Here is a 15,574-nt window from a genome sequence, read left to right as displayed (position 1 = left end):
TCTGCACTCGGATCACATTAACGCTTGTTCACCCAGTAGAGCATGTCCGGACCGCAGCGTCAATGCTGAACCGCCGACTCAGGCCGGACGATATCCGACCAGGTTGAGCGCGTAGATGCCGTACGAGTCCGCAACCGCCTGCGCGGACAGTGGTCCGTCCGGCCGGTACCAGAGCGCGATGCCCGCGCACATCGTCAGCACGGCAGTCACCGCCTGGTGAACGTGGGGGACGTCGAAGTCGCCGGCGGCCACACCCGCCTCCGCGATGGTGACGAACAGGTGCTCCTGCGCATCGCGCGAGCCCACGACCCGTTTGCGATCCACCTCATCCAGATAGCGCAGTTCGGTGTTCGCCACGAGGCAGGCCTGCTGATTGCGGGCGGTATACAGCGAATGCGCGACCACCGCGGCAGTCCACTGCTCCGCCGGTGCGGACCCCGCCTTCCGCAGAGCGGTCCGGGTGGCAGTGAACTGTTCGTCACTGGCCGACCGCAGAATCTCGACCAGGAGTTCGTCCTTGTTCTCGAAATGGTTGTACACGTTGGCGGCGCTGCAGCCCGCACGCTTGGCGATGGTGCGCATCGTCGCCGCATGAAAGCCGGCGGTATAGAACTCCTCCAGCGCCGCGTCCAGGATCCGCTGCCGGACGGAGGGAATCACCGCACCACTTGACCGAGTGTTCACCCCTCGGAGGGTAGGTGCCGCGGGAGGCGCGGGCAACACACCCTGCAGAAAATGCAGTTCACCAGCCTTTACGCACGTCGAACGGGGTGAACGGCGCACGGTGTTGACCGACGGTAGAGCGTCCGTTACGGTCCAGATCACGTGAACGGTTGTTAATTGCCAGTTCGCGCATTCCGCTCCTCACACCGTGGAGGTATGCCACCTTGAGCACCCTCGAAGAACGAATCCGCCGCCTCGAAGACCTGGAGGCCATCCGGTACCTCGACGCGCAGTACTGCCGCCATCTCGACGACGCCAACTGGGACGCCCTGATGGATCTGTTCACCGACGACGGCGAATTCGACGGGCTGTCCAACCCGAAGGGCAAGAGCGAGATGCGGGCGTTCTTCGCCGGCCTCGCCCCCGGCGGGCTCACCGCGTTCTGGCACTTCATCACCAACCTGGAGATCGACCTCGACGGCGATCGGGCCACCGTCCGCTCGTTCCTCTGGCAGCCCTGCGTATCCGACGGCAACGCCTCCATCGCCGCCGGCCGGTACACGGACGAAGCCGTCAAAGTCGACGGCCGCTGGTTGTACCGCGTCAAGCAGGTGCGCTTCCACTACTTCGGGCCGCTCTCGGAGGGCTGGGACGAGAACCGTTTCGCCCTCGAGTCGGCGCGACGCGCGGCGGTGAACGCGTGACCACCGAGTCCCCTGCCACCGCGGCGAGCGCAGCCGTCTGGTCACCGATTCTCGCGTTGCCGGAGTTCGTCGAACTGCGACGCCGCCGACGCGCCGTCACCACCGGACTCGGCCTGATCGCGATCGCACTGTTCTCGGGGTTTCTGGTCGGATTCGCCTACTTCCCCGAATTCCTCGGCGATAACACAGCATTCGGTGTTCCGCTGTCGCTGTGGGTGGTGTTCTCCCAATTCGCCGGCACCTGGGTACTCGTGTACGCGTATTTCCGACTGTCCCGTACCTACATCCAACCCGCCGCCGATGACGCCGTCCGGGCCATCGCGCAACGTGATCAGGAGCATGTCTCATGACCGGCGACGCCGACTTCCTCGCCATCGGCATCTGCGCCGCCGTCATCTCGCTCACGCTGTGGGTGACGTTCGCCGCATCGCGCCGAAGCCGCAGCGCCACCGGTTTCTTCGCCGCGGGCCGCTCGATCAAGGGCTGGCAGAACGGTTTCGCGATCGCCGGCGAGTTCATTTCGGCGGGCAGCTTCCTGGGCACCACGGGTTTGATCTTCTACAAGGGCGTCGACGGCGCCGTCATTCTGTGCACGTCGGTGGTCTCCTTCCTCCCCGTCCTCTTCCTCCTCGCCGAGAAGATGCGGAACGTCGGAAAGTTCACGCTCGCCGATGTTCTGGTGTTCCGGACCGGTGCACGTCGCGTGCGGGTGGTGGTAGCTCTCAGCACCATCGTCACCGGAACATTCGTGCTGCTCGCCCAGCTCGTGGCGGCGGGCGTCCTGCTCGAGTCCGTCTCGGGCATCCCGTTCGGCCTGTCCGTCGTGGTGGCCGGATCACTCATGGGTATCTACGTCTTCGTCGGCGGAATGCTGGCGACCACGTGGGTTCAGGTGATCAAGTCGTCCATCCTGTCGATCCTGGCAATCGTGGTGTGCCTCGGGATCCTGGCGAAATTCGGCTTCAGCCTCCCCGGCATGCTCGGGGCGGCGACGTCGAACGCGGCAGCCGGAGATGCGATCCTCTCCCCGGGCCTGATCTTCGGGCAGACCGGTGCGATCAACCTGATCTCGTACTCCCTCGCGTTCGCGCTCGGCACGGCCGGTATGGCGCACATCCTGATTCGCTTCTTCACCGTCCCCGAGGCCGCGACGGCACGGAAGTCGCTCGGCTGGACCGTCGCACTGTGCAGCATCTTCTACCTGATCGTCATCGTCATGGGCTTCGGCACCGCGGCGCTCCTCGGCCCGGACGGGGCGGATCGTGTCGGCGCAGGCGGCAATCTCGCGGCACCCACGCTGGTCACGGAACTCGGCGGAGGCGTCGGCACCATCGGCGGATCGATCGCGCTGGCCATGGTGGCAGCCGTCGCGTTCGCGAGCATCGTCGCCGTCGTCGCGGGCGTCGTGATCTCCGCGGCGGGAACGTTCGCCCACGACGTGTGGCCCACCCTCACCCGCAGGAAGGCTGCGGACGCCGACACGGAGACCGCGGATGCCCGCGAGGCGAAGGTCGCCCGGTACGCGGCCGTCGGTTTCAGCGTGGTCGCGATCGGACTGACGATGGCGATCGGCGATACCACCAACATCACGTATTTCATGGGAATGGCGTTCATGGTCGCAGGAAGTGCGCACCTGCCGAGCCTGCTGCTCAGCCTCAACTGGCGACGGTTCAACAGCACCGGCGCCGTGTGGGGCATCTCGGTGGGATTGACATCCACCGTGGTGAGCCTGATGTTCACGGAAGCGCTCTGGCTGGGTAGCGGACCGGCGCCGCTGACCATTCAGTTGCCGGTGATCATCACGATGCCGCTCGGGTGTGCCGCCGCCGTGATCGGCTCCCTCGCCGGCGAACGCCTTCACGGACGTTCGGCGGATCGAGACGAGAAATTCGCCGAGATGCTGGTGCGCGCCGAGACCGGCATCGGCGCGGAACTCGCCGAAACGCACTAGTTTTCACGATCAGCTGATGCCCTCGCCGTCACGGCGGGGGCATCAGCCGTCAACTGAGTGCGGCGCGACCCTGGACAGCGCTTGTACCTATCGGTACAGTCTGTACTGAAAGGTACAAGCCCCTCTCCGAAAAGGAGCGCTCACCATGTCCGTCCGCCCACCCGTTCCACCATTCACGCTCGACACCGCGAGCGCGAAGGTCCGCGCCGCCGAGGACGGCTGGAATTCCCGTGATCCGGAGAAGGTCGCGCAGGCGTACACCGAGGACAGTTGGTGGCGCAATCGGTCCACCTTTCTGCAGGGGCGCCGCGAGATCGTCGACTTCCTCGCCGGGAAGTGGGACCGCGAACTGGAATACCGTCTGATCAAGGAACTGTGGGCGCACGACGGGAATCGGATCGCGGTCCGGTTCGCGTACGAGTTCCACACCACCGACGGGCAGTGGTTCCGCGCGTACGGCAACGAGAACTGGCAGTTCGACGACGACGGTCTCATGCGGTGGCGGCATGCCAGCATCAACGACGTGCCGATCGACGAATCCGACCGCAAGTTCTTCTCGGACATGTCCGGCGTGCGACCGTCGGATCATCCCGGGCTGAGTGATCTCGGCCTCTGACCGGCACACGAGGAGTAGTCATGCCCCGAGCAGTAGCCGAGCGCGGCGACGTCGTCCCCGTGCTGGCCGAGGTGTTCCGATCCCACGGGTTCGACGGCGCGAGTCTGGCCGTCATCACCGAGCACACCGGACTCGGCAAAGGAAGCCTGTACAACTTCTTCCCCCGCGGCAAGGACGAGATGGCCGAGGCCGTCCTCGACGAGGTCGACGCCTGGTTCCAGACCGCCGTGTACCGGCCGCTGCGCGGGTCCGAGCCCGCCGTCGCCCGCCTCGAGCGGATGTTCGACGAGGTCGAGACGTATTTCCGGTCGGGTCGCCGTATCTGTCTGTTCGGCGCGTTCGCGCTCGGCCTCGAACGTGACCGCTTCGCCCACCGGGTCCGCGCCTACTTCACCGACTGGGTCGATTCGCTCGCCGGCGCCCTCGCCGACGCCGGCCACCGCACGCAGTCGCGCCCACTCGCCGAGGAGGTCGTTGCAGGAATCCAGGGCGCGCTCGTTCTCGCTCGTGCCCTGGACGACCCCGACAGCTTCACGCGCATCCTCACCCGGCTACGGCGTTCGGTCGAGGATCCAGCGGAATCGCGCGCGTAGGATTCGTCACGGAATGCGGGAACTCGAGAAGTGAGGCAGCCGTGATCTTCATCGTCGTCAACTTCACCGTGAAACCGGACCACGCGGACGGCTGGCTCGACCGGGTGCAGCCGTTCACCGACGCGACCCGAAACGAACCGGGCAACCTGTGGTTCTACTGGTCGCGCGCGGTGGAGGATCCGAACCTGTACGTCCTCGTCGAAGCGTTCCGTGACGACGACGCCGCGGTCGCCCACGTGCAGAGCGAGCATTTCCGGAATGCGATGCACGAATTGAAGCCCGCCCTCGCGCAGACGCCGCGAATCATCAACACCACGATCGACGGCACCGACTGGTCACCGATGGGTGAACTCGAAGTCGACTGACCCCCGTCCGGCTTCACCCTGAAGTCGCGCGCACCGCGCGTTAGCCTGGGAAACGTGGCTTCCGATCTCACCGAATTCGACGCAGTGATCTTCGACTTCTCCGGCACGCTGTTCCGGTTGGAGGAGGACGAGAGCTGGATGTCCGACCTCACCGACCACGAAGGTGAACCGTTCGACCTCCACCAGCAGGCCGAGCTCATGCGGCGCATGACGGCGCCCGTCGGTCAGACCGTCGAGATGGACGCGGCCGAGCACCACGCGTGGACCAACCGCGACCTCGACCCCCGGTTTCACCGGCAGGCGTACCTCGATGTGCTCCGCAAGTCCGGGGTCGCACACGAGGACCAGGCGGTCGGGCTGTACGAGCGGGTGATCGACCCGGGATGCTGGAGCGCATACCCCGATACCGCGGAAGTGCTTGCGTCACTGAAGGACCGTGGAATCAAGGTCGCGGTGCTGAGCAACATCGCGTTCGACATCCGGCCCGCGTTCGCGGATCTGGGAGTGGAGCATCTCGTCGACGCGTTCGTGCTGTCATTCGAGGTGGGTGCGATCAAACCGGACCCGAAGATCTTCGAGCACGCCCTCGCCGCACTCGGTTCCGAGCCCGAACGGACTCTGATGATCGGCGACAGCGAGGAAGCCGACGGTGCGGCGAGAAAGGTGGGCTGCGCGTTCGCACTCGTCGAACCCGTTCCACTCGCGGAGCGCCCCGACGGTCTCCGAAATGCGCTCAGTGCCTTCGGCCTGTGAGTACTTATCAACCACGGGCGGTTAATCCTGGATCCACCGATGTGGTGTCGGGGTAGGTGAGTCGAAACGGCGAGATGCCCTTGCGTGCTGAAAGAATTGGACTTCTCACAGAACCAGTTCGATCGACACGAAGGGCATCTCTAGGGTGCAACTATCCCACACCCACCCGGTGACGGCCTCGGCGTTCGACGACCGCAATCTCCTCGCCGCGGCCGGACTGGTCCCGGTCCTGGGGTTGGCTCAGGACTGCGGCCTCGATGACCTGGCAGACGAGCATCTGACGCTGCCCACCGACAAGGGCGCACACGCGGGCCGGAAGGTGACCGCACTGGTAGCGGGCATGGTCGCCGGCGCCGACAGCATCGACGACATGGCGCTGCTGCGGCACGGCGCCATGCCCACGGTATTCGACCGCCCGTACGCCCCGTCGACGCTGGGCTCCTTCCTGCGGACGTTCTCCTTCGGGCACGTCCGCCAACTCGACGCCGTCGCCGCCCGATTCCTGCAAGGCCTGGCCGAACGAACACCGCTGGTCGGTGGGCCCGAATCAGGTGGGCGGATCCTCGTCGACCTCGACGACACCATCGTCGAGGTGCACGGGCACGCCAAGCAGGGTTCGGGCTACGGATATACGGGGGTCCGGGGGTTGAACGCGCTGATCGCCACCGCCACCACCGACGGGCGGGCACCGGTGATCGTCGGCCAACGCCTGCGCCGCGGCGGCTGCGGATCCCCACGCGGGGCATCCCGGATGGTCAGCGACGCCCTCGCCACACTCGGCCGCCTGCGCCCGCAGCTGTCACCGGGGTCTGTGCTGGTGCGGGCCGACTCGGCCTTCTACGGGCACCCGACCGTGTCCGCGGCACTGCGCTCCGGCGCCGACGTCTCGGTCACGGTGCGGATGACCGCGACGGTGAAGGCGGCGATCGCCGCCATCGACGAGGATGCGTGGACCCCGATCGAATACACCGACGCCGTCTACGACGAACAGGCCGGCCGGTGGATCTCCCGCGCCGAGGTCGCCGAGATCGACTTCACCGCGTTCACCCGCCTCGCCTCCGAGCGGACACCGGGCCGGTTGGTGGTGCGCCGCATCCCCGACCTGCGGGAACACACCGATGGTCAGGGCACGTTGTTCGACGCCTGGCGGTTCCACGCGTTCTTCACCACCACCGACCCCGCCGTCCTGGACACCGTGGCCGCGGACAAGATCCACCGCGGGCACGCGATCATCGAGCAGGTCCACGCCGACCTGAAGAACTCCGCGCTCGCGCACCTGCCGTCGGGGCGGTTCGCCGCCAACAGTGCCTGGCTGGTGCTTGCGGTGATGGCGTTCAATCTCACCCGCGCCGCCGCCACCCTCACCGGGGCCCGCCTGGCCAAGGCGACGACCGCCACCATCCGCCGGACCCTGATCTCGGTCCCGGCGCGGATCGCGTCCTCGGCCCGCCGCCTCACCCTGCACCTGCCGCGGCGCTGGCCCTGGGAATCCGAATGGAACCAACTCTTCACCCACACCCGACATCGAAGACCCCAGGTCACCTAATCCGCCCGGCCACCCCCGGCCCCGACCCGAAAGACCCAGTGGAACAACCCGACACATCGGTCGGGCGATCACCCACACCCCTGACAGCCCATCAACGGCCACAACCGAACCCATCACCCGACCCGCCCCTATCGGTGGATCCAGGTTAATAAGTACTCACGGGCGCGAAGCGCATAATCCGCGACCGGTGACGAGGGGCAGGTCGACTGCGGTCACGAGCCCGGGCTTCGCTTCGACCACCGCGTGCACCGAATTCACCAGCCGCATCGCGGTGACGATCATCCCCGACACGTTGTGGTCGCCGTGCTCGCCGTGGTGGTTGAACTCGACGGTCATCATCGGCTCGCCCGTGATGTCGATGCGGTAGCACCCGTCGCTGCGAGTGGGTTTCGGCCAGTCCGGTTTCTGTTCGGGGTGGGTGCGGGTGACGTGCTCGAGGACCACGCGCGGCACCCCGTCGACCGTGCCGACGACTTCGAACCGCACTGCCGCCGCCGTGCCCTTTGCGATGTGGCACGACAGAATGTCCAGATCCTCCTCGGCGGGGATGCGTTCGAACTTCTCCACCAGCGGTTCGTCGAGCGTGAGGTCCAGTCCCGCGGCGATCTGGCGGACGACGCTCCCCCACGCCAGCGACAGCACGCCCGGCTGGAACAGCATCGGCGTCTCCTCGACGGGTTTGCCGAATCCGAAGATCTCACTCATCACCACCGGCTGGTAGTAGGTGGAGTAGTCGGCGATCTCGGAGCAGCGCACCTGGTCGATCCGCTGCGACAGGCTCGTCATGGCCAGCGGCAGAACGTCGTTCGCGAATCCGGGGTCGATGCCGTTCACGTGGAGGCTTGCGCCTCCCTGTTCGCCGGCGCGGCGGATGCGGTCGACGAGTTCGTCCGGGACCACACCGATCGGGTACTGCAACAGAACGGGTCCCGAGGACACGACGTTGATGCCCGCTTCGAGGAACGAGATCAGGTCCTCGATCGCGTCGAAGATGCGGTCGTCCGTCATCGCGGTGTGCACGATGCAGTCCGGCTTCAGGGCGAGAAGTGCCGCCTTGTCGTCGGTCGCCGTCACCCCGAGTTCTCGGCCGAGGCCGGCCAGCTCCCCGGCGTCCTTCCCGACCTTCTCCGGGTTGGACACCCACACGCCGACCAATTCGAGGTCGTCGCGGGCGTCGATGCCTGCGATGGCGTGACGCCCGACCGTACCGGTGGACCATTCGACGACGCGGTAGCTCATGAGTTCTCTCCGAGTTCCAGAAGTAGTACCCCTCCCGCGAATGTAACAGGTTCTAGTTTACCCGGGTAGACGATCGCCGAAGCGTGCTGTCGCGGTTCGGCGTCAGGGAGAATCCATACGTATGACACCCACCGACGTCTACCGCGCACCGATGCGTTCCCGCCGCGACGGCGTGGACCCAGGGCTCGCGGTGCAGCGCGCGCTCGCGATGGACGTGTGTGGAATCGGCGGGTTGCTGGCCCCACCTCCCGTCGATCTGAGTGAGGCGCTCGACGCGACCGAGCGCACCTACGGTGATCCGGCCGCACGCCGGCTCGAACGCTTCACGCAGGTGCTGGACGGATCGTTCGTCTGGTCGCGTGACGCCGACGGGCTCTACCTCCTCGGCCGGATCGACGGTCCGTGGCGCTACGACTCGAGTCCGGAGGCCGCGGCTGTGGATCTGGTGCACCTCCGAGACTGCGAGTGGCTCGACGCACCCGTCGCCGAGTTCGACGTACCGCCCGCGACCGTGCACACCTTCGCCCGCGGTGGACGCAACTTCCAGCAGACCCACCACTCTGACATCGCCGAGCAGACGCAGCGCGTGTGGGACCGCGGAAGGCGGTGACCCGACGACCTGCGAGGCACAATGCGGGTGTGCCGGATCTTGAACTGCCGACGAACCTCGTGCGTGAGATGGCCGAGTACGACGCTCCCGACGCGCCGCGCCGAACGTGGCTGGCCGACCTCCCCGCCGTCGTCGCGACGGTGAGCCGGGAGTGGTCGCTGGACGTCGGGCGCCCGTTCCAGCCGGGCGGCGTGACGTCCTGGACGGCGCCCGCACGCACCGCCGCCGGCGAACGGGTGGTACTGAAGGTCGGCTGGCGACACGACGAGGCACTGCACGAGGCGGACGGACTGGCGGCGTGGAACGGTGACGGCGCCGTCCGACTGCTCGACCACCGCGTGCTCGACCACACCACGGCGCTGCTCCTCGAAGCTTGCGAACCCGGCACCCCGCTGTCCGACGTCCGGCCGCCCGAGGAACAGGACGTCGTGATCGCGGGGTTGCTGCGCAGACTGTGGATCGAACCCCCTGCCGGCACTCCGTTCCGCCCACTCACCGGCATGTGCGACGTATGGGCCGACGAGTTCGAGGAGAAACTCGCACGCAGGCCGCACCTGGATCCGGGCCTCGCGCGAGCCGGGATGGAGCTGTTCCGCGAGCTACCGAGGACGGCAACGCAGTCGCGGTTGCTGTGCACCGATCTGCACCCCGACAACGTGCTGTCGGCCGCCCGCGAGCCGTGGCTGGTGATCGATCCCAAACCGTACGTCGGCGATCCGATGTACGACGTGCTGCAGCACATGCTCGACCATGTCGATCGCCTCGCCGCCGACCCGGTCGGATTCTCGAACCGGATGGCGGGCCTGCTCGGCCTCGAAGTCGAGCGGCTACAGCTGTGGCTGTTCGCGCGCTGCGTGGAGGGGTCGATCGACCAGCCCCGGCTCGGGCACATTGCCGCGATGCTTCGCCCGTGAGTACTTATTAACCGCCCGTGGTTAATCCTGGATCCACCGATAGGGGCGGGTCGGGTGATGGGTTCGGTTGTGGCCGTTGATGGGCTGTCAGGGGTGTGGGTGATCGCCCGACCGATGTGTCGGGTTGTTCCACTGGGTCTTTCGGGTCGGGGCCGGGGGTGGCCGGGCGGATTAGGTGACCTGGGGTCTTCGATGTCGGGTGTGGGTGAAGAGTTGGTTCCATTCGGATTCCCAGGGCCAGCGCCGCGGCAGGTGCAGGGTGAGGCGGCGGGCCGAGGACGCGATCCGCGCCGGGACCGAGATCAGGGTCCGGCGGATGGTGGCGGTCGTCGCCTTGGCCAGGCGGGCCCCGGTGAGGGTGGCGGCGGCGCGGGTGAGATTGAACGCCATCACCGCAAGCACCAGCCAGGCACTGTTGGCGGCCAACCGCCCCGACGGCAGGTGCGCGAGCGCGGAGTTCTTCAGGTCGGCGTGGACCTGCTCGATGATCGCGTGCCCGCGGTGGATCTTGTCCGCGGCCACGGTGTCCAGGACGGCGGGGTCGGTGGTGGTGAAGAACGCGTGGAACCGCCAGGCGTCGAACAACGTGCCCTGACCATCGGTGTGTTCCCGCAGGTCGGGGATGCGGCGCACCACCAACCGGCCCGGTGTCCGCTCGGAGGCGAGGCGGGTGAACGCGGTGAAGTCGATCTCGGCGACCTCGGCGCGGGAGATCCACCGGCCGGCCTGTTCGTCGTAGACGGCGTCGGTGTATTCGATCGGGGTCCACGCATCCTCGTCGATGGCGGCGATCGCCGCCTTCACCGTCGCGGTCATCCGCACCGTGACCGAGACGTCGGCGCCGGAGCGCAGTGCCGCGGACACGGTCGGGTGCCCGTAGAAGGCCGAGTCGGCCCGCACCAGCACAGACCCCGGTGACAGCTGCGGGCGCAGGCGGCCGAGTGTGGCGAGGGCGTCGCTGACCATCCGGGATGCCCCGCGTGGGGATCCGCAGCCGCCGCGGCGCAGGCGTTGGCCGACGATCACCGGTGCCCGCCCGTCGGTGGTGGCGGTGGCGATCAGCGCGTTCAACCCCCGGACCCCCGTATATCCGTAGCCCGAACCCTGCTTGGCGTGCCCGTGCACCTCGACGATGGTGTCGTCGAGGTCGACGAGGATCCGCCCACCTGATTCGGGCCCACCGACCAGCGGTGTTCGTTCGGCCAGGCCTTGCAGGAATCGGGCGGCGACGGCGTCGAGTTGGCGGACGTGCCCGAAGGAGAACGTCCGCAGGAAGGAGCCCAGCGTCGACGGGGCGTACGGGCGGTCGAATACCGTGGGCATGGCGCCGTGCCGCAGCAGCGCCATGTCGTCGATGCTGTCGGCGCCGGCGACCATGCCCGCTACCAGTGCGGTCACCTTCCGGCCCGCGTGTGCGCCCTTGTCGGTGGGCAGCGTCAGATGCTCGTCTGCCAGGTCATCGAGGCCGCAGTCCTGAGCCAACCCCAGGACCGGGACCAGTCCGGCCGCGGCGAGGAGATTGCGGTCGTCGAACGCCGAGGCCGTCACCGGGTGGGTGTGGGATAGTTGCACCCTAGAGATGCCCTTCGTGTCGATCGAACTGGTTCTGTGAGAAGTCCAATTCTTTCAGCACGCAAGGGCATCTCGCCGTTTCGACTCACCTACCCCGACACCACATCGGTGGATCCAGGTTAATAAGTACTCACAGGCGAAGCAGGGCAGCCGAACGACTGTCCGAACTGTAGCCCGTCGATCTTCTCCTCCGCCGTACCGGGATCGGAATCGAGCACGGCCTGCAGTGCGTCGTACGACGCGTTGACTCCACCGAGATCGGCAATGCTCTCGCCGAGAGTCAGGTTGCCGTGGACGTGGACGTCGGGCCGGCCGGGATCGGGGTGTAGGCGTCGAACTGGTCGGCGAGTTTCTCCGTCCGGGCCGCGAACTGCTCTCGGTCCGCGGGTGTCCACCAGTTCACGTTGTTGCCGTTGCCGTCGAATTGGCTTCCCTGGTCGTCGAACCCGTGCGTTGCCTCGTGTCCGATGACGGAGCCGATGCCACCGAAGACCTTGCCGGCCCCGATCTGCACGAGTCTCTCTTCCGTCGTCCCGTGTTCGGCCTCCCTTTCAACGTACGCATCTAAGCTGGGTCGATGAGCGAAGCCGGCGCGCCACGAGTGGGTGTTCTCGACGTCGTGGCTTTCGCCTGCGAGATCGCGATGCTGGTCCTGCTCGCCGTCGCGGGCTGGTCGCTCGCGAACTCGACGGTCGTTCAGGTGGTACTGGCGACGCTCCTCCCAGTGGCCGCGGCCGTGCTCTGGGGCGTCACCATGGCACCGAAATCGTCTCGACGACTACACAATCCCGCACGACTGTTCGCCCAGACCGCGCTGTTCGCGGTGACCGGCGTGCTCATCGCAGTCGCCGGTCACCCGTGGTGGGGGCTGGTGTTCGCCGTCGTGGCGACAGCGACGTTCGCGGCGCGCTCGCGGACGCCGGAGTAGACGACTACCAGCGGTACCCGAGCAGGCCGAGGACGAATTCGAGCCAGTCGGGAAGTCCGGGGTCACGGAACATCGAAGGCCTCCTCAGCAGTGGAACAGTGTCGAACTCTTTATCGGTGGCGAAGCCCCCGGCGTTAGAGCACCGCACTAATTTACAAATGCGCTGATTTGTCTAGACTCTGGATGCATAGCCGTGTACTGTCCAATGCAGAGTGAGCTGGTTCATACCGCGACAGCTACTGGACGAGGAGGTTCGGACCGTGACGACGTCGGATATCGGCAGGACGACAGAGGAAGCACCACCGGAAGCCTGGCGCGACCGCAAGCGCTACCTGTGGCTGATGGGGTTGATACCCCCGACCGCCCTGTTCCTCGCCGCGGGATTGGTGTGGGCGTTCAACCAACTCGGATGGTCGGTGGTGGCCCCGGTGTGGTGGTGGATCGGCGCCCTGTTGCTGTTCATCGCGCTCCCGATCCTCGACAGGTTCTTCGGGCCCGACGGCCAGAACCCTCCCGAGGAAGTGATGGAACAGCTCGAGAACGACAGGTACTACCGGTACTGCACGTACGTGTTCATCCCGTTCCAGCTGGCGAGCCTGGTGTTCGCGTGCTACCTCTGGTCGGCGGACAATCTCTCCTGGCTCGGCATCGACGGCGGCCTCGGGCTGGTGTCGAAGGTCGGCGTCGCGTTCAGCGTCGCCGTCATGGGCGGCATCGGCATCAACACCGCACACGAGATGGGCCACAAGAAGACCGAGCTCGAACGGTGGCTGGCAAAGATCACTCTCGCGCAGACCTTCTACGGCCACTTCTACATCGAGCACAACCGGGGCCATCACGTCCGGGTCGCCACCCCGGAGGATCCGGCGAGTTCACGTTTCGGAGAAAGCTTCTGGACGTTCCTGCCCCGCAGCGTCTGGGGAAGCCTGAAGTCGTCCTGGGAACTCGAGAAGACCCGGATGCAGCGACTCGGCAAGAGCACGTGGAGCATTCACAACGACGTGCTCAATGCCTGGCTCATGTCGGTGGTGCTGTTCGGCGCACTCATCGCCATCTTCGGTCCGGTCGTCATCCCGTTCCTGATCATTCAGGCGATCTACGGTTTCTCTCTCCTCGAGACGGTCAACTACCTCGAGCACTACGGCCTGATGCGTCAGAAGACTGCCAGTGGCCGCTACGAGCGCTGCGCGCCCTCACACAGCTGGAATTCCGACCATATCGTGACCAACATCTTCCTGTACCACCTGCAGCGCCACAGCGACCATCACGCGAACCCGACCCGGCGCTACCAGACGCTGCGGAGCATGGACGGTGCTCCCAACCTGCCCAGCGGCTACGCCAGCATGATCACGCTCGCGTATTTCCCGCCGCTCTGGCGCAAGGTGATGGATCACCGCGTGCTCGACCACTACGACGGCGACATCACCCGCGTGAACATCCAACCCGGCAAGCGCGAGAAGGTGCTGGCCAAGTACAGCGGCGGAGTTCGGTGATGGCCGCCTACCAGTGCCCGGTCTGCGACTACGTCTACGACGAGGCGTCCGGCGCACCGCGTGAGGGATTCCCCGCCGGCACCTCGTGGGCCGATGTGCCCGACGACTGGTGCTGCCCCGACTGCGGGGTCCGCGAAAAGATCGATTTCGACCCGAAGGTGGCGTGACATGAGTACCGATTTCAAGCTTTTCCGCTGTGTCCAATGCGGATTCGAGTACGACGAGGCCGAGGGCTGGCCGGAGGACGGCATCGAGCCGGGCACCAGATGGGACGACATTCCCGAGGACTGGTCGTGCCCCGACTGCGGGGCTGCCAAGGCGGACTTCGACATGGTCGAGGTCAGCAGGGCGTGAGCGCAATGCCGAATCTCTCTGCGGAACTGTCGACGGTAGTCGTCGTCGGGTCCGGTATCGCAGGGGCGAGCGCCGCGCAGACGCTCCGCTCGGAAGGCTTCCGCGGGCGCGTCGTCCTGATCGGAGACGAACCCGCACTGCCGTATCGGCGCCCGACGGTGTCGAAAGACTTCCTGTCGGGTGCCACGGCCGCGGAGAAGACCACGCTGAAGCCCGACTCTTTCTGGGAGGAAAGGGAGATCGAATTGATCACCGGCGCAACGGCCGTCGGACTCGATACCGGCAGGAAGCGCCTGGCCCTCTCCTCGGGGGAAACTCTGCAGTTCAGTGCCCTGCTGCTCGCGACCGGTGGAAAGGCCCGCCGACTCGACGGTGTCTCCGGTGCGAACGTCTTCACTCTGCGCTCGATGGCCGATGCCGATTCCCTTCGCGCGTCGATTCGACGCACCGGTTCCCTGCTCGTGATCGGCGGCGGTCTCATCGGATGTGAGGTCGCTGCGACGGCGCGGTCGCTCGGCGCGGAGGTCACCGTTCTCGAACGCGACCCGGCGCTCCTCAGTCGAATTGTGCCCCCGGAAGTCTCGACGATGATCGCGTCGCTGCACGCCGAGAACGATGTCGACGTCTGCACGGATGTCGCACTGTCGTCGCTCGGCGTGAGCGACGACGGCTCCGCCCGCGCCGTCGCGGACGACGGTCGCAGCTGGAATGCCGGAACCGTCCTCGTCTCGGTCGGCACCGTCCCGGAGGTGACGCTCGCGGTCGCGGCGGGACTGCGCGTCCACAACGGCATCACCGTCGATGGGCAGTTCCGCACCTCGGCCGACGGCGTCTACGCGGCCGGAGACGCCGCCAACATCCCCGGTGCGCGTGACGACGAGCGATATCGTTCCGAACACTGGAACGGCGCTCAGGCACAGGGAATTGCCGCCGCGCAGTCCATCCTCGGGAAGCCCACACCGTTCACCGACGTTCCGTGGGGGTGGTCCAACCAGTACGGCCACACCGTGCAGTTCGCCGGCGCGACCCGGTTCGACGACGACTACGTGATCCGCGGTTCGATCGCCGATCGCGATTTCACAGCGGTCGCGGTGCGTGAGGGCACGCCGGTCGGGGTCATCGCCGTGGGCCGCCCGAAAGACCTCCGCACCGTGCGCACGATGATCGCCCGGGGCGGCGCCGTCGACCGCGCCGCGTTGGCGGACGAGTCGGTTGCTCTGACCGACGTGCTCGCCGGCGAGCGGGAGGGTCGGGTCGCGGCCGCCCGCTAGCA

At 66.7% G+C, this 15,574-nt stretch carries 18 protein-coding genes and 1 pseudogene; 15 read left to right on the top strand and 4 right to left on the bottom strand.

Annotation, left to right across the window (positions count from 1 at the left end; all coding sequences use genetic code 11):
* Positions 1-78: 78 nt before the first annotated feature.
* A complete protein-coding gene (locus tag WKC72_RS10205) occupies positions 79-660 on the bottom strand; it encodes a TetR/AcrR family transcriptional regulator (RefSeq protein WP_370184324.1) in 582 nt (193 codons plus the stop codon).
* A gap of 227 nt (positions 661-887) precedes the next feature.
* On the opposite strand from WKC72_RS10205, the gene WKC72_RS10200 reads away from it, so the two are divergent.
* The 8 genes from WKC72_RS10200 to WKC72_RS10165 all read left to right on the top strand — a co-directional run bounded on the left by WKC72_RS10200 (position 888) and on the right by WKC72_RS10165 (position 7,191).
* The gene (locus tag WKC72_RS10200) at positions 888-1,367 is read left to right on the top strand and encodes a nuclear transport factor 2 family protein (RefSeq protein ID WP_128970089.1); all 480 of its coding nucleotides are present in this window, start codon (positions 888-890) and stop codon (positions 1,365-1,367) included.
* Positions 1,364-1,717 carry a DUF485 domain-containing protein gene (locus tag WKC72_RS10195; protein WP_112300101.1) on the top strand — a complete coding sequence of 118 codons (354 nt, stop codon included), beginning with the start codon at positions 1,364-1,366 and terminating at the stop codon, positions 1,715-1,717. Before WKC72_RS10200 ends, WKC72_RS10195 begins: the two co-directional genes overlap by 4 nt.
* Positions 1,714-3,318 carry a cation acetate symporter gene (locus WKC72_RS10190; RefSeq protein WP_268789507.1) on the top strand — a complete coding sequence of 535 codons (1,605 nt, stop codon included), beginning with the start codon at positions 1,714-1,716 and terminating at the stop codon, positions 3,316-3,318. The genes WKC72_RS10195 and WKC72_RS10190 overlap by 4 nt, the downstream gene beginning before the upstream one ends.
* Before the next feature lie 145 nt (positions 3,319-3,463).
* Positions 3,464-3,934 (top strand): DUF1348 family protein, encoded by a 471-nt coding sequence (locus tag WKC72_RS10185; protein ID WP_370182461.1) that lies wholly within the window; start codon positions 3,464-3,466, stop codon positions 3,932-3,934.
* Between the two features lie 20 nt (positions 3,935-3,954).
* Complete coding sequence (locus tag WKC72_RS10180; protein ID WP_112300104.1) at positions 3,955-4,527, top strand: TetR/AcrR family transcriptional regulator; 573 nt, start codon at positions 3,955-3,957, stop codon at positions 4,525-4,527.
* A 41-nt stretch (positions 4,528-4,568) separates the two neighbouring features.
* The gene (locus WKC72_RS10175; protein ID WP_370182459.1) at positions 4,569-4,892 is read left to right on the top strand and encodes a putative quinol monooxygenase; all 324 of its coding nucleotides are present in this window, start codon (positions 4,569-4,571) and stop codon (positions 4,890-4,892) included.
* Between the two features lie 54 nt (positions 4,893-4,946).
* On the top strand, positions 4,947-5,645 hold the full coding sequence (locus WKC72_RS10170) for an HAD family hydrolase (protein ID WP_037226017.1): 699 nt from the start codon (positions 4,947-4,949) through the stop codon (positions 5,643-5,645).
* A 145-nt stretch (positions 5,646-5,790) separates the two neighbouring features.
* On the top strand, positions 5,791-7,191 hold the full coding sequence (locus WKC72_RS10165) for an IS1380-like element ISRop1 family transposase (RefSeq protein WP_370180111.1): 1,401 nt from the start codon (positions 5,791-5,793) through the stop codon (positions 7,189-7,191).
* Between the two features lie 156 nt (positions 7,192-7,347).
* Here the strand turns inward: WKC72_RS10165 and WKC72_RS10160 are convergent, their stop codons facing one another.
* On the bottom strand, positions 7,348-8,430 hold the full coding sequence (locus WKC72_RS10160) for a diacylglycerol kinase (protein ID WP_370182457.1): 1,083 nt from the start codon (positions 8,428-8,430) through the stop codon (positions 7,348-7,350).
* A gap of 121 nt (positions 8,431-8,551) precedes the next feature.
* On the opposite strand from WKC72_RS10160, the gene WKC72_RS10155 reads away from it, so the two are divergent.
* Positions 8,552-9,040 carry a hypothetical protein gene (locus WKC72_RS10155; RefSeq protein ID WP_037226020.1) on the top strand — a complete coding sequence of 163 codons (489 nt, stop codon included), beginning with the start codon at positions 8,552-8,554 and terminating at the stop codon, positions 9,038-9,040.
* 29 nt (positions 9,041-9,069) lie between these two features.
* A complete protein-coding gene (locus WKC72_RS10150) occupies positions 9,070-9,954 on the top strand; it encodes an aminoglycoside phosphotransferase family protein (RefSeq protein WP_370182454.1) in 885 nt (294 codons plus the stop codon).
* A gap of 171 nt (positions 9,955-10,125) precedes the next feature.
* Here the strand turns inward: WKC72_RS10150 and WKC72_RS10145 are convergent, their stop codons facing one another.
* Both WKC72_RS10145 and WKC72_RS10140 read right to left on the bottom strand, forming a co-directional pair.
* Positions 10,126-11,526: an IS1380-like element ISRop1 family transposase gene (locus WKC72_RS10145; protein WP_370182453.1), complete on the bottom strand. Its 1,401-nt coding sequence runs from the start codon at positions 11,524-11,526 to the stop codon at positions 10,126-10,128.
* Positions 11,527-11,738: 212 nt separating this feature from the next.
* A pseudogene (locus tag WKC72_RS10140) lies at positions 11,739-12,016 on the bottom strand (M13-type metalloendopeptidase); the annotation flags it as partial.
* 87 nt (positions 12,017-12,103) lie between these two features.
* On the opposite strand from WKC72_RS10140, the gene WKC72_RS10135 reads away from it, so the two are divergent.
* The 5 genes from WKC72_RS10135 to WKC72_RS10115 all read left to right on the top strand — a co-directional run bounded on the left by WKC72_RS10135 (position 12,104) and on the right by WKC72_RS10115 (position 15,572).
* Positions 12,104-12,454, top strand: coding sequence for a YrdB family protein (locus WKC72_RS10135; RefSeq protein WP_370182452.1), 351 nt, complete (start codon positions 12,104-12,106; stop codon positions 12,452-12,454).
* 260 nt (positions 12,455-12,714) lie between these two features.
* Positions 12,715-13,947: a fatty acid desaturase gene (locus tag WKC72_RS10130; RefSeq protein WP_370182450.1), complete on the top strand. Its 1,233-nt coding sequence runs from the start codon at positions 12,715-12,717 to the stop codon at positions 13,945-13,947.
* A complete protein-coding gene (locus tag WKC72_RS10125) occupies positions 13,947-14,114 on the top strand; it encodes a rubredoxin (protein ID WP_112300111.1) in 168 nt (55 codons plus the stop codon). Before WKC72_RS10130 ends, WKC72_RS10125 begins: the two co-directional genes overlap by 1 nt.
* Position 14,115: 1 nt before the next feature.
* Entirely contained in the window at positions 14,116-14,301 is a 186-nt protein-coding gene (locus WKC72_RS10120) for a rubredoxin (protein WP_037226029.1), read from the top strand.
* Between the two features lie 5 nt (positions 14,302-14,306).
* A complete protein-coding gene (locus WKC72_RS10115; RefSeq protein ID WP_370182449.1) occupies positions 14,307-15,572 on the top strand; it encodes an NAD(P)/FAD-dependent oxidoreductase in 1,266 nt (421 codons plus the stop codon).
* The last annotated feature ends 2 nt before the right edge of the window (positions 15,573-15,574 follow it).

This window comes from Rhodococcus wratislaviensis (assembly GCF_041228765.1).
GTDB lineage: Bacteria > Actinomycetota > Actinomycetes > Mycobacteriales > Mycobacteriaceae > Rhodococcus_F > Rhodococcus_F wratislaviensis.
This window is presented reverse-complemented; position numbering and strand designations above follow the sequence as displayed.